Here is a 12,889-nt window from a genome sequence, read left to right as displayed (position 1 = left end):
GCCCCAAACCGCGCGCCCCCAAGCAGCTCCAGCAGCCGATCCCAATGCTGCTGCAACCCCGCAGCGCTGAAAGCCGACGTGTCAGCCATCGTGAACCCGTGCACGGTCCCCGGATAGATCTCCGAGCTGTACCGCACCCCCGCAGCCTCCAGCGCCTTGTTCAGCTCGCCGACCTCCTCGGGACGCATGTCCGTCTCTGCGTGTGCGATGTGCACGTCCGCGGTGATCGCCGGGACGACCGTGCGGTGCGGGCTCTCGGGCGTGTCGTTGACCAGCTTGCCCGCGTGAAACGACGCGACGGCCGCCACCCGCTCCGGAAACGCCGCAGCTGTGCGCAGCGCCTGGCTGCCGCCCATGCAGTAGCCCATCACCGCGACCGGGCCGGGCGTCACCCCCGGCTGCTCCGACAGGAACGCCAGGTACGCCTCAGCGTCGCTCAGTCCCCGCTCAGCAGTCTGCGCGTGCACCATCGGCATCAGCTGCTCGACCGCCTTGTGCCGCTCGTCGTTCCCGACGAAGTCGGGCAGCTCGATCAGCGGCGCCGCTCCATGCCGGTAGAACACGTTGGGGACCAGCACGTAGTACCCGTGCCCGGCCAGCTCGACAGCCTTGCGCTCCAGCTCCGGCCGAATGCCGAAGATGTCCATATACATCAGCACCCCCGGATGCTGCCCGCCGCCGTCGGGAAAGGCGGCAAAAGCATCGGCCTGGCCGTCGGGGGTCGGAATCTGCAGCGCTACGGTCGGCATGGTCTCTCCTACGTTCCTGCGGCGGCTCTGAGGCGGTCCTGAAGCAGTCCTGCGGCGGTTCTGAAGGGGCCCTGCGGCACTCGCCAAAACAAGCGCGTCCCCCACCAACTCTTCCACGATCCCGCGCCCCAAGCGCACAACCCTCAGGCGCCCTCCACCACCCCCGCAAGCCGCGCGCGCCGCGCAAGCCCAAACTCTGCAACAACCCCGAAAGCAGCCTTCGGCTCCCAATTGAGCTCCGCATACTCCCCCACCGCCACCCCAGCCGGCAGCACCCTCACGATCCCGAAACTCGCCGCATCGAAGTCCCGCTCAGGCTCCAGCTCACGATCCCCGAGCGTCGGCATGTCCCAGCGCGCGAAGGTGTACACGAACGCCGCCTCAACCCCCGCAGCGTCGTAGATCCCCAGCATCTCCCGCACATAACCGGCCTGCTCCTCCTCATCACGAACAGTCCCCTCCACCATCCGCACCGGCCGCGCGTCCGCACCCCACTCCAAAATCGCATCACCCCGCGACCCCAGCGCAGCAGCACCACGAAACGCGCCGCAGCCGAACTCCGTCACAGCGAACGGCTTCCCCTGCGAGACCTGAGCCTTCAACGCCTCAGGAAACATCGCAGCATTGCTCGCGTCGCGATACCCGGCATCACTGGCGATCACGTCGAACAGCGTCCAGTCCACACGCTCGAAGGCGACCGACGCATAGCCAACCACCCCACGAAACCGAGCCCGGACCTCGACAAGGACCCGCGCCAAGAACGCGTTCAGATCAACGTTCATCTGCGGCAGCAAACCCCGGAACCGCACCGGATCCCCCAACACCGCGGCCCGCTCCTGAAACGTCTCCCCCGGCAGGAACCCACCAGTGAACAACGTGATCTCCGACCCGGTAAGGAACACCACCCGAGCCCCCTCGACCTCAGCCCGCACCCGCTCCGCACGCTCAGCCGCATCAACCAGAAACCCGAACAACTCCTCCTGACTCAAACCATTCGTGAACGGGCAGTACCAAACCTCCAGCCCCGCCTCCGCCGCCGCCCGCGCGGCCACCTCCAACCGCTCCGCGACCCCGCCAGTGATCCGCACCGCATCGCAATGCAGGTCCTCGCGGATCACCCGCATCTCACGCTGCACAATGTCCGGCAGGAACGGTTCGTGGTTGGTGGTCCCGGCGTTCGTGAACCCGGTGTCGTACGTGACGCCGAAAACGCGCATCGCAATCTCCAATCACGGAAGCAACTTAGGGTACGCAGCGTACCCTATCCCCGAAAGGACCACCCGCCATGCCGCCCGACCAGCACCGCGACACCCCCACCCGCCGCCGGGGCGCGGAGCTGGAGGACGCGATCCTGCGAGCCGCCGCCGACGAACTCCGCGAATCCGGCTACGCGGGCATGACGATGGACCGTGTGGCGCACCGCGCCGGAACGAACAAGAACGCGATCTACCGCCGCTGGCCGGCCCGCGCCGCCCTCGGCGTGGCCGCGTACCGCCACCTGATCGCCGGCGAGTTACAGGTCCCCGACACCGGAACACTGCGCGCCGACGCCCTGGCCCTGCTCCGAGCAGCGAACGCGACCTGGTCCTCCCCGCAGGGCGCCGTCCTCCGCAACCTGCTCGCGGCTGCGGCAGAGGATCCCGACCTGCTCACACTCCTTCGCGAACAAGCCGGCGGCAACGCCATGGACGCGGCCTGGCTAACGCTCCTGGAGCACGCAGTAGAGCGCGGCGAAGCCCCGCAGGAAGCCGTCCATCCGCGCGTCGCCTCGCTGCCGATCATGGTGCTGCGCGGCGAGTACGCGGTGCGCGGCCTTCCCGAGGTCCCCGACGAGGTCGTGGTCGAGATCGTGGACGAGGTGTTCCTGCCCCTAGTGCGCGGGCGCGCCGTCTCGACGTAAGCGGGCCCAGAAGCAGCTCGCCGAGACGATCACGGCGTGTTCGCCTCCAGAAGCTGAGGAATCGCGTTCCGCAAATACAGACGCGCACCCGGCTTGTAGTAGTGGACTCCGTCCCAACGGTAGGAGCGGCTGGAGGCGATGGTCGGGTCCTGGCAGAACTGCGCCGGAGGGTAGAGCGCACGGACATGGTGCGCCGGGTCCTGGGCGTAGGACGCCAGCAGGGTGTTGACGTGCGCGATCCGCGAGTCGTCGCCGCGCTCGGGCCACAGGCCGCCTGAGCTCCCCGCGGTGTGGGTCGGTCGGTAGCAGGGCAGCAGCGCCAGGTCGAGCTGCGGCAGGCCGGTGGCCTTCAGGGTGCTGACGGTCTGGGCCAGCCGGTCGGTGAAGTACGCGTCCCAGCCGGAGCTGCCGAACGGCAGCGCGGCGCCGTCCACCTGCTCGTCGAACAGGTCCCAGGCACCGACCATCAGCAGCGCGGTGTCGGCATGGTCGCGCTCGATCCGGGAGGCCCACTTGGCAACCGTGGCGCCGCATTCGGCGTCCAGGTCGCGGCGGTCGCCGGCGCCGCTGCTGATGCGGCCGCCGAGGAAGTCGCAACCTTCGGTGGTGTCGTTGAGGAGGTGGACGTACGCGGCGGTGTCCGGGGGCCGGTTGATGTACAGGGTCATGCCCTGCGAGTCGCCGATCAGAGCCACGCGCGGCGGGTGTGCCGGACGCGGCGGGAGCGCGGTCGGGTAGGAGGGGGCTCCGTCTCCGTTGACAGGTGCGGCGTGCGGGTGAGGTAGCGGCACGCTGCCGTGCGGCTCGTCCAAGGCGGCGGCCGGCCGGTTGTCGACCGCGACGGCCCGCGCGTCGACGGGGTGCGCGGCGGCGGTCGTGACCAGCGTGTCCGCGAGCATGGCGGCCGCCGCGACCACGGCCAGCGCCGATCCGGCGGTCGCCAGCGGCACGCCGAGCTCACGCCGCCCGAACGCTTCGCGAGCCCGCGCGGCGGCACGACCGAGGGCGCCGTGGCGGATCGGCGTCTCGATGAAGCGGTAGGTCAGATCGGCGAGCACCACGGACAGCAGGATGCGCACCAGCAGCACGGTCTGCGGGGGCCAGGCAACGTCAACGCCGGGGCGCGTGACGTCGAAAATCGGCCAATGCCACAGGTAAAGCGCGTACGAGCGCTCACCGAGCCAAACGAAGGGCCTGCCGGCCAACAGCCCGGACACAGCGGTGCCGGAGACCAGAGTCCTGATGAGCACGGCCGAGGCGACAGACACCGCGATCAGGCCTACCGGATAGAGCGTGGGCGAAGACGCGGGGACGGCGGCGAAGGCCCACAGGATGCCAGCCAGTGTCAGGAACGACGCCGACTCGATGGCGATCCGGCGCACTGTGAGTGCAGTGGAACGTGCTTCGACATGGGTTTCGGCGCCAGCCTCGGCCGTCACCGGCTGGCGCAGCGTCGCACGCGCGACCTGCAACAGCGCAGCCAAGACGCCGATCAGGAGCTCGAAGGCGCGAGTGTCGGTGCCGTAGTAGACGCGCGAGGGGTCGCGCCACGGCGAGTACAGCAGGACGGTCAGCCCGACCGAACAGACCGCCAGCAGCGTGGCCCACCCGACGGCACGCCACAGGGCCCTCACGCGCTCGGCACGCTCCGACTGCGGCGACCGGCCGAGCGCTACCAGCAGAAACACCGGCCAGACGACGTAGAACTGCTCCTCGACAGCCAGCGACCACAGATGCATCACCAGGCTCGGCCGGCCGGTGCCGCCGAAGTAGGACTGGCCGTTGGCCACGAACCACCAGTTGGTGACGTAGAACAACGAGGCGGTGGCGTCGCCGCGGAAGCCCACAGCCTCCCCGGGCAGCCGCAGCACCACATACGCGCAGACGGCCGCCAGGACGACGAACAGCGCCGGCAGCAGGCGGCGCGCGCGGCGGTGGTAGAAGCGGCGCAGGGCGACGGCGCCGGTCGCGAGGTATTCGCGGGCCAGCAGGCCCGTGATGAGGTAGCCGGACAGGACGAAGAAGACGTCGACGCCGAGGAAGCCGCCGCGGGCCCGGGAGATGCCGGCGTGATAGAGGAGGACGGCGGCCACGGCCAGGGCCCGGAGTCCGTCGAGGGCGGGGATGCGGGTCAGGACCCTGGTTGCCGGATCCGACTCGGGGTCGTGTTCTTGCTGTTCAGGATCCTGTTCGAGCTCAGGTTCCGGCTCCGGTTCCGCCTGGTGGCCGCGCGCCTCGATCCCGGCGATCGTCCTCAGCTCGGCGACGTCATCGGCCCGCACCCCGCCCACGGACCGCCCGGAGGCGGTGCCGAAGACCGGCAACTCCACGAAACGATGACGCGGAAGCGGCCGCGCCGCCTCATCAGGCTCCATAAGTTCCCTTATGCACCACTTCTCGTGGGGCATTAACGCAGTTCGACGGGACTCCGGAGCCGAATCACCCGTCCAGCGGAGACAGATCGTTTAAGGATGCTTATACGACGTGTGGTTGATCGCGGAATCGCTGAAGCAGCGTGCGGTAGCGCTCGTCCGCGCCGGGGACTTCGGCGTAGTGCGCGTCGTGGTGGGTCTCAGCCCACGTGTAGAGCGGATGGTCGCGCTCCTCGGCGGCGTGGACCGCGGCGAGGGTGCCGCGTCCGCGATGGATCACGTGGCCGTCGGCGGTGAATGGGAAGGGCATCATCGGAATGCCCTGCCGGGCGGCCGAAGTCAGCAGGTCGAAGGCGGGATCACCGTCGTCGGTGAACGGCCCGACCCCCTCGCGCCAGACCATTGCGGGGTCGATGAGCAGCGAGAAGAGTCCGAAACGGCCGTCGGGGTGCCACTGGTCGTTCTGCGGTTCGCCGACCAGGGCCGCGGAGTGTTCCCGGGCCGTGCCGAAGGCGGCCGACAGCACGTCGGGGCGGGTGGCCACGACATCGGAATCCAGGACCCAGATCCACTCCGGATGCGATCCCGGACGGGCCGCGAGGTGGGAGATGCCCTGGTTGAGGCCCGGGCCGTGCTGGCGGTTGCCGTCGTTGGCGATCAGGGTGCAGACCCCGCGGCTCGCCGCCTCGGCCAGGAACTGCGCCGATCCGTCGCGGGAGCCGTTGTCCACGACCACGATCTCCAGCTTCGGCCAGTTCACAATGGTGCGCAGCGACCAGAGCAGGAACGCCGTCAGCTCTCGGGTGTTGTACGAGACGGTCACCACCGCGACCTTGCCCTCGTCCACGCTCGGCGTCTGCGGCCACCACACGAGATCGTCGGTCACCCGCAGCAGCCTGTCACGCGGCGCCATGCTCGTCACCTGCATTAGCTCTTCGTCAGCGTCACTCTCGGCGCAGCTGCCGCAGCGTCCACCCGCGTCCAGCGTCGTCAAGGCTCTGCGTCGCCGCGGTGAACAGCTCCGCCGCGCGCCGGTAGGACAGGCGTCCGCGGGCGGTCACCCGGCACAGGTCGCGGGTGGGGGTGTCCGACGGCGCGCGGCGGTCGGTCAGGAACAGCGGGCCCGAGGGGCGTCCGGCGGCGAGCAGTGCCAGCAGGCGCCCTGTCGTGGGGCGCCAGTGCAGGGGTTCGCCGGGCAGGCGGGGGTGGGTGCGGCGGCCGTTCGGGTCCAGGTCGGGGACGTCCAGGGCCAGGATGCGCTCGATGCCGCCGCCGCTGTCGTAGACCGCGTGCCACAGGGCCTGTTCGCGCAGCGGCGCGCGCAGGCGCAGGACCGCGCGTGCCTGCTCGTCGTTGAGCGGCTCGACGCCTCGCGCGGTCGCGGTGCGGCGACGGATCCCGGCGGTCGGGTCGCAGGTCACCCACTCGCGGGCGCGCCACCAGGTCAGCGCGCTGCGCAGGATCGCCAGCTCGCGGTTCGCGGTGCGGGGTCCGACGGCCGCCTCGCGGGCGGCGAAGCCGGCGGCCAGGCGGGACGGCGCCGGGGCGCTGTCGAGCAGCCCGAGCGGCACCACCGGCGCCGCCGCGCCCCGGCGGGCCGGGCCGACCGGCGACTCGCGCTCGACCAGCATCCAGGACCAGGTGGTCAGCGCGATCCGGTAGATCCGCTGCGAGGCCGGGCTCAGGCTGGCGGAGGCCAGGAATCGCTCGACCGCTACCGCGTATTCGACCGGTGGCGCGAAGTCCGAAGTTACCGCAGTAAACACTCTCTTCCCCCTCCTTTCAGCGGACCTGAAAGAAGTGTAGTGCGACTGGTCAAGGGGAGTGTTTACTGCGGTAAATATGACTGCTCATAAAGTTTATGCAAAGAGACTCAACTTAGGCGCAGAAAACGCTTGAACGGCTCTGCGCCTGGCAGCGACGCTCCCGATGTGTCTCGAATCTTCTCCACGCTGGCCGACAAGGACTTCCGGTGGTTCTTCACCGGCTACCTGACCTCCCGGCTCGGCACCTCCATGGCCCCGGTCGCCACCGCCTTCGCCGTCCTGCACACCGGCGCCGGGCCCGGCGGCCTGGGCTGGGTGATGGCCGCGCGCATCGTGCCGGTGATCCTGCTCCTGCTGCTCGGCGGGGTGTTCGCGGACCGGCTCGGCGGGCGGAAGGTGATGATCACCTCCGACCTGCTGCGGTGCGGGGCGCAGGTCGCCTTCGGGCTGCTGGTGCTCACCGGGCACGCCACGCTGACCGCGATGATCGTCACGGCGGCGCTGTCCGGCATCGGCGAGGGCATCTTCAGCCCCTCGTTGCAGGCGCTGATCCCGCGGCTCATCCCGGCCGGGCGGCGCACCGACGCCAACGCCATGCTCAGCGTGGCCGTGTCCAGCGCGGGGGTCGCCGGCCCGGCGCTCGGCGGCCTGATCGCGGCGGCCCTCGGCGGGGCGGCGGGGCCGGCGTCGGTGCTGTTCATCGACGCCGGGAGCTACGCGGTCAGCGTCGTGGTGCTGCTGCGCCTGTCGCATGTGCCGCAGCCGGAGCCGGGCGAGCGGACCACGGTCATCAGGGACCTGCGGGACGGCTGGGACGAGTTCCGCTTCCGGACCTGGCTGTGGCTGAGCACGCTCCAGTTCGCGCTCTTCAACGCCCTGGTCTGGGCGCCGTATCTGGTGCTGGGGCCGGTGGTGGCCGAGCACCGGCTGGGCGGGGCCGGCGCGTGGGGGCTGGTGCTGGCCGCGAACAGCGCGGGGTCGATCCTCGGCGGAGTGGCGCTGCTGGGCCGCAAGCCGAAGCGGCCGTTCCTGATCTCGGTGGTCGCGACGTTCGGCTACGTCTTCACGCCTGCCCTGCTGGCCAGCGATCTGTCGCTGCCGTTTGTGTGCGCTGCTGCGGCGGTCACCGGCGTTGGCGGCGCCATCGGGGGCGCGCTGGGCAACACCGTGATGCAGGCGCGAGTGCCGGCCGAGGTGCTGGGGCGGATCACGGCGTACCAGACGCTCGGCGCGTTCGCGCTGGGGCCGCTCGGGCTGGTGGTGGCCGGGCCGTTGGGGGCGGCGTTCGGGATCGGGGCGTTCCTGGCGTTCGGGGCGGTGTTCCAGTTCGCGACGGTCGCGCTGATGCTCGCTTTGCCCGCTATACGACGTCTTGACCTGGAAGAAGAGGACTTGTCAGAACCCTCCGCTACGGTGATCGAAACAGTGATCGAACCCGAAACACCGCCCGCGCCGAGCCGGGAGCCCTCGACGGCTTCCTCAGCATCGCCCTCACCATCAGGAGGTTGACCATGACCGCCGAAGCCGCCACCGGCACCACCACCGGCGACCGCTGGACCCGGCACCCCGACCACGTCCGCCGCCGAGCCGGCCGGGCGATCTGGGACGCCGCCGAGGCCGAGCCGGACCCGCTCCGGGCCATCGACGCAGCTCGCCGACTGGCCGCCGACCTCGTGGACCGTCTGGCCCGCACCGCGCTCGACGGCGAGCATCTGGCCACCTGCCTGGCGCACGGCCGTGGTGGGGAGCCGGGGCTGGCCGCCGACCTGGCCCTGTCCCGGCGCGGACGGCGCTGCCTCACCGACCGCGAGGGCGCCGGGACGACGTTCGGCGGGCTGCTGGTGCTCGGCGCGCTCACCGGCGCCCCGGTCGGGCTGATCCTGCGCAGCTGCCGCGGCCCCTGCCACACGCTGCCCGGCCACGAGTCCACGCTGCGCGGCTGGGTGGTGCGCGAGCGGCGGGCGCAGCCGATGAGCCGCGGGGCCGTCCGGACGATCGCGCACGGCGGCCGGCGGCCGCATCCCGCGCTGCCGCAGCACCCGGAGGAGGGAACACACTATGAAAAGGCTTACTCGCTGTACCAGGCTGGGGAGGACGCCTGATGCGAGGAGGTGGCGTTCGTGGCGACGGCGGATCCGGATCGGGATCGGGATCGGGACGGACGCGGCGAGGGCGCGCGGGCCGGTTCGGGTTCCGGTGCCGGTCCCGGTGCGGATTCCGGTTCCGGCTCCGGTCGCGATTCTGGTTCTACTGCTGGTTCCACTTCCAGTTCCGGCTCCGGTTCCGGGTCCCGTTCGGGGCGCGAGGGCCGCCGTCGGTCCAGGTACCGCTGGGGTGACGCGGACCAGGCGGCGTCCCAAGCTGCCCGGGCCGAGGCCCAGGCCGCCGCCTTCCGGGCCAGGCTCGCCGACCGGCTCGTCGCCGAGGGCGCGATCACCGCGCCCGAGGTCGCGGCGGCCGTCCGTGCGGTGCCGCGGCACGTGTTCACGCCGGGGCTGGCGCTGGAGGCGGCGTACGCGAACCAGGTCGTGTTCGTGAAGCGCGACCGGCACGGCGTCCCGACCAGCTCGGTGAGCGCGCCCGACATCCAGGCGATCATGCTGGAGCAGGCCGGGATCCGCCCCGGCATGCGGCTGCTGGAGATCGGCTCCGGCGGCTACAACGCCGCGCTCATGGCCGAGCTCGCCGGACCGGACGGCGAGGTCACCACCGTGGACATCGACCCGGCGGTGACCGACCGCGCGCGCCGCTGCCTGGACGAGGCCGGCTACGCCGCCGTGCACGTGGTCACCGCCGACGCCGCGGCCGGGGTGCCGGACCACGCGCCGTACGACCGCATCGTGGTCACGGTCGAGGCCTGGGACCTGCCGCCGGCCTGGATCAGGCAGCTGACGCCGCAGGGGCGCGTCGTCGTGCCGCTGCTGCTGCACGGCATGACCCGCTCGGTGGCCTTCGACCGGGAGGAGGACCACCTCGTCAGCCGCTCCACGCGGCTGTGCGGATTCGTGAAGATGCAGGGCGCGGGCAGCCACGCCGAGGAAGGACTCTTGCTCAACGACGGCGACCTGACCGTCGCCGCCGACGACCTCGACGCGATCCCCGACGCGGCGCGCATCGAGGCGCACCTGCGCAGCCCGCGCGCGGAGCGCTGGTCCGGCGTCCGGGTCTGGCGCTGGGAGCCGTGGGACACGCTGCCGCTGTGGCTCGCCACCGAGTTCCCCGGCTACTGCCAGCTGACCGTGCACGTCCCCGGCGCCCCGGCGGCACCGGGACCGCCGGGTGCGCCGGGCACCGAAGCCCTCGAACCCGCTTTGGCCACCGCCACTCCCGCCGTCGCCACCCCCACCGGCTTCGCGCACCTCACCGCACGCGCCCGCCCCGACGGCCGCATCGAACTCGGCGCTCACGCCTTCGGCCCGGACGCTGTGCACCTGGCGTCGGAGCTGGCCGACAGCACGGCTGCGTGGAGTCGTGATCAGCGCCTGGGTTCCGGGCCGGTGATCACCGCCTGGCCGATCGGCGACCCGGTCCCGGATGCGACGGTGATCGCCGTGCGGGAGCATGTGCGCCTAGCCGTGACCTGGCCGGCTGCATCGAGGTAGGCCGAATCGGGTAAATGCATGACGTCGCTCTGTGCAACGCACCGACGGGGAGGAAGACCGACCCATGCGACCCACGCGATCCGAGACCCGACGCGAAGCCCGACTCGCGACTCGACTCCGCGCCCGAACTCACGTTCGCGCCCGAACGCGCACCTGTGTCGCCGCGCTGGCCTGCTGCACCGCAGCCCTCTGTCTGACCGCCTCGTGCGGCAACGGCCACAAAAAGCCGGCCGCGTCACCGACCAGCCCGGCGACGTCATCGACCTCTGCTTCGGGCACCGCCTCCGGCAATGTCTCCCCGCTCACCGGCCTGCCGGGACCGGCGGGGAAGATCCTCGCGGTGAAGATCGACAACATCGTCTACGCGCGCCCTCAGACCGGCCTGGCCTCGGCCGACGTCGTCTACGCGATCGAAGTCGAGGGCGGCCTTTCGCGCTTCCTGGCTGTATACGACTCCAATCACCTGCCGTCCGGCGGCAAGATCGGGCCGGTGCGCAGCGCCCGGGAGAGCGACCTGCCGATCCTGGAGCAGTACGGCAAGGTCGACTTCGCCTACTCCGGCGCGCTGAGCGTGTTCCTGCCGGTCCTGGCCGCCGCGGACATCTACAACACCAGCCCCGACCAGGACGGCGCCGCGTTCTCGCGCGACGACTCGCGCAACGCGCCGTACAACGAGTACCTGGACCCGACCAAGGTGCTGAGCGACTTCCCGAACACCGCCGCTGCCAAGGACATCGGCTTCCGTTTCGGCCCCGCGCCGGCCGGCGGCGTCCCGACCACGACCGCCACTGCACGCATGCCCTCGGCGTCCTTCACCTTCACCTGGGACGCGGGCAAGGGCGAGTACCTGATCGCGATGGACGGCCGGGACGCGTCCACCACCGACGGCGGTCCGCTCGGGGCGCCGACCATCGTGCTGCAGAAGGTCGCAGAGACGACGTCGCCGCGCGGGTTCCACGACGTGCCCGACCAGCTCTCGCCGTACGCGCCGACGGTCGGCAACGGCCAGGCCGTGGTGCTGCGCGACGGGAACTCGTACACGGGCACCTGGTCGCGTCCGAACGACGCGGCCACGACCAGCTTCACGTTCAACGGCCAGCCGATGCCGTTCCACCCCGGCCCGGTCTGGATCGTGCTCACGCCGCAATAGCCGGCGCTTGAGAGCTGCGACCTGAGACTTGAGCGCTACCGATCAGGCCACGAACCCAGACCTCTGCCACCGCTTCAACGTCGGCCCGCCCATCAGCCCGAGCTCCTCGAAGAACGGCACCACCTTCGCCGCGGCCCGCCGCTTGACCTCCAGGTGGTACGGATTCCCCTTCGCCATCCGCCGCGCCGCCACCGGATCCGCAATCCCGACGCGCTTGTAGACGGCCGGGTTCACCATGAACTCGCCGACCACCACCGCGCTCTCGGCCGCGACCAGCCGCGCGTGCTCCCGCTCCAGCCGCCCGGCGCGCGGAATGCGCCGCGCCAGCGCCTCCCGCGCGTAGCTGACGTGCCTCGTCTCCTCGATCACGTGGATCTTCGACACCTGCCGCACCAGGGGCTGCACACGTTCGTCACGGATCATCTCGCGCTGCATGACGTCGACGATCTCCTCCCCCATGAGCGTGCCCACCCACATCGGCGCCCCCTGCAGCAGCACCGGGACGTAGCGGCCCAGCGTGTTGAGGTACCCGGGACGGCCGTACGGCCGCGCCCCGACCGTCTCGATCATGCGGATGAACATCAGCGAATGCCGGCACTCGTCCCCGACCTCGGTATACGCGTACTGCACATGCCGCGACTCCGGCCGATGCCGCTCATAGGCCATCTTCAGCAGCATGCGCATGAGGATGGTCTCAAACCAGATCCCCATCGACATGATGTTGACGATCTCCTGCTTGCTCAACTCGATCCGCTGCTCCGCCGTCATCCGCTCCCACAACGGCGTGCCGTACAAGGAGACGTGCTCCGGCACCGCATAGAACAGATCCGCCGGCTGCTCCTGCTCCCAATCGACCTCATGCACCGGATCGAAGGAGTGCTTCGCGGACGCGTCCAGCAGCTTCGCCGCCACCTGCTCCCGGTCTAGCGTCCCGCGCGCCATGGTCGTCCCATCCCCTAGCTCCAAAGTTACCGGCGGTAACATCAAGCCAAGCATGGGCCCTATTGGACCGCGCGTCAAGAGAGGCCAGCCGGGAACGGTGGCCTACGGCACTGCCTCTGAACTGCGAAAACCAGGCTGACGCTGGTTCAGCACACAGAGCTACAAAACACTCTCCTTGGTGACAGCGGAGAGATAGATGTGCACACGCACCGCCAACAAGAGCGTCGCAGACCTCTCGCCGCCGTAGGCCGCCAGGTCGAGGAACGGTCGCAGTTCGCTGATCCGGTATTTGACGGTGTTCTGGTGCACGTTCAGGACCGAGGCGACCTCCTTCAGTCGGCCGCCCTGCGACAGGTAGGCGTCGACGGTCGGTATCACCCAGCGGCGGTCCGTCATGGGGGCCAGGGG

13 protein-coding genes are annotated in these 12,889 nt (G+C 70.5%); 5 read left to right on the top strand and 8 right to left on the bottom strand.

The features are described 5' to 3' along the window. A partial coding sequence (locus GWK61_RS46110; protein WP_194919166.1) for a dienelactone hydrolase family protein occupies window positions 1-749 on the bottom strand: 749 nt, incomplete at its 3' end. 143 nt (window positions 750-892) lie between these two features. Next, window positions 893-1,966, bottom strand: coding sequence for a glycoside hydrolase family 113 protein (locus tag GWK61_RS46105; RefSeq protein ID WP_194919164.1), 1,074 nt, complete (start codon window positions 1,964-1,966; stop codon window positions 893-895). A gap of 68 nt (window positions 1,967-2,034) precedes the next feature. Here GWK61_RS46105 and GWK61_RS46100 point away from each other — a divergent pair, with 68 nt between their 5' ends. After that, window positions 2,035-2,649 carry a TetR/AcrR family transcriptional regulator gene (locus GWK61_RS46100; RefSeq protein WP_194919162.1) on the top strand — a complete coding sequence of 205 codons (615 nt, stop codon included), beginning with the start codon at window positions 2,035-2,037 and terminating at the stop codon, window positions 2,647-2,649. 29 nt (window positions 2,650-2,678) lie between these two features. Here GWK61_RS46100 and GWK61_RS46095 read toward each other — a convergent pair whose 3' ends face one another. From GWK61_RS46095 to GWK61_RS46085, 3 genes are all read right to left on the bottom strand, one after another. After that, window positions 2,679-4,979 (bottom strand): acyltransferase family protein, encoded by a 2,301-nt coding sequence (locus GWK61_RS46095; protein WP_194919160.1) that lies wholly within the window; start codon window positions 4,977-4,979, stop codon window positions 2,679-2,681. 145 nt (window positions 4,980-5,124) lie between these two features. Next, complete coding sequence (locus tag GWK61_RS46090) at window positions 5,125-5,934, bottom strand: glycosyltransferase family 2 protein (protein ID WP_194919158.1); 810 nt, start codon at window positions 5,932-5,934, stop codon at window positions 5,125-5,127. Between the two features lie 31 nt (window positions 5,935-5,965). Beyond that, entirely contained in the window at window positions 5,966-6,787 is an 822-nt protein-coding gene (locus tag GWK61_RS46085; RefSeq protein ID WP_194919155.1) for a site-specific integrase, read from the bottom strand. A gap of 165 nt (window positions 6,788-6,952) precedes the next feature. Here GWK61_RS46085 and GWK61_RS46080 point away from each other — a divergent pair, with 165 nt between their 5' ends. Genes GWK61_RS46080 through fxlM form a run of 3 tightly spaced genes read left to right on the top strand, consistent with a single transcriptional unit; the run spans window position 6,953 to window position 10,389 of the window. Then, window positions 6,953-8,296 (top strand): MFS transporter, encoded by a 1,344-nt coding sequence (locus GWK61_RS46080; RefSeq protein ID WP_323748061.1) that lies wholly within the window; start codon window positions 6,953-6,955, stop codon window positions 8,294-8,296. Window positions 8,297-8,298: 2 nt separating this feature from the next. Further along, window positions 8,299-8,889, top strand: a complete 591-nt coding sequence (locus tag GWK61_RS46075; RefSeq protein ID WP_194919153.1) for a hypothetical protein — start codon at window positions 8,299-8,301, stop codon at window positions 8,887-8,889. Between the two features lie 18 nt (window positions 8,890-8,907). Next, window positions 8,908-10,389: a methyltransferase, FxLD system gene (fxlM, locus tag GWK61_RS46070; protein WP_323748060.1), complete on the top strand. Its 1,482-nt coding sequence runs from the start codon at window positions 8,908-8,910 to the stop codon at window positions 10,387-10,389. Window positions 10,390-10,518: 129 nt separating this feature from the next. Here the strand turns inward: fxlM and GWK61_RS57685 are convergent, their stop codons facing one another. Then, window positions 10,519-10,746 carry a hypothetical protein gene (locus tag GWK61_RS57685; RefSeq protein ID WP_228564063.1) on the bottom strand — a complete coding sequence of 76 codons (228 nt, stop codon included), beginning with the start codon at window positions 10,744-10,746 and terminating at the stop codon, window positions 10,519-10,521. Here GWK61_RS57685 and GWK61_RS46065 point away from each other — a divergent pair. Further along, window positions 10,730-11,539, top strand: a complete 810-nt coding sequence (locus GWK61_RS46065; RefSeq protein ID WP_323748059.1) for a DUF3048 domain-containing protein — start codon at window positions 10,730-10,732, stop codon at window positions 11,537-11,539. The genes GWK61_RS57685 and GWK61_RS46065 overlap by 17 nt on opposite strands. Before the next feature lie 42 nt (window positions 11,540-11,581). On the opposite strand, the gene GWK61_RS46060 is transcribed toward GWK61_RS46065, so the two are convergent. Then, the gene (locus GWK61_RS46060) at window positions 11,582-12,481 is read right to left on the bottom strand and encodes an AurF N-oxygenase family protein (protein ID WP_194919149.1); all 900 of its coding nucleotides are present in this window, start codon (window positions 12,479-12,481) and stop codon (window positions 11,582-11,584) included. A 159-nt stretch (window positions 12,482-12,640) separates the two neighbouring features. Next, on the bottom strand, window positions 12,641-12,889 hold a 249-nt coding region (locus GWK61_RS46055), incomplete at its 5' end, for a helix-turn-helix domain-containing protein (protein WP_194919147.1).

This window comes from Catenulispora rubra (assembly GCF_015356825.1).
Lineage (GTDB): Bacteria > Actinomycetota > Actinomycetes > Streptomycetales > Catenulisporaceae > Catenulispora > Catenulispora rubra.
This window is presented reverse-complemented; position numbering and strand designations above follow the sequence as displayed.

What these genes read in the sequence shown, in the direction of transcription:
- GWK61_RS46105 (WP_194919164.1), bottom strand. Translation starts at nt 1,966, where the DNA reads ATGCGCGTTTTCGGCGTCACGTACGACACCGGGTTCACGAACGCCGGG.
- GWK61_RS46100 (WP_194919162.1), top strand. Translation starts at nt 2,035, where the DNA reads ATGCCGCCCGACCAGCACCGCGACACCCCCACCCGCCGCCGGGGCGCG.
- GWK61_RS46090 (WP_194919158.1), bottom strand. Translation starts at nt 5,934, where the DNA reads ATGGCGCCGCGTGACAGGCTGCTGCGGGTGACCGACGATCTCGTGTGG.
- GWK61_RS57685 (WP_228564063.1), bottom strand. Translation starts at nt 10,746, where the DNA reads ATGTTGTCGATCTTCACCGCGAGGATCTTCCCCGCCGGTCCCGGCAGG.
- GWK61_RS46060 (WP_194919149.1), bottom strand. Translation starts at nt 12,481, where the DNA reads ATGGCGCGCGGGACGCTAGACCGGGAGCAGGTGGCGGCGAAGCTGCTG.
- GWK61_RS46075 (WP_194919153.1), top strand. Translation starts at nt 8,299, where the DNA reads ATGACCGCCGAAGCCGCCACCGGCACCACCACCGGCGACCGCTGGACC.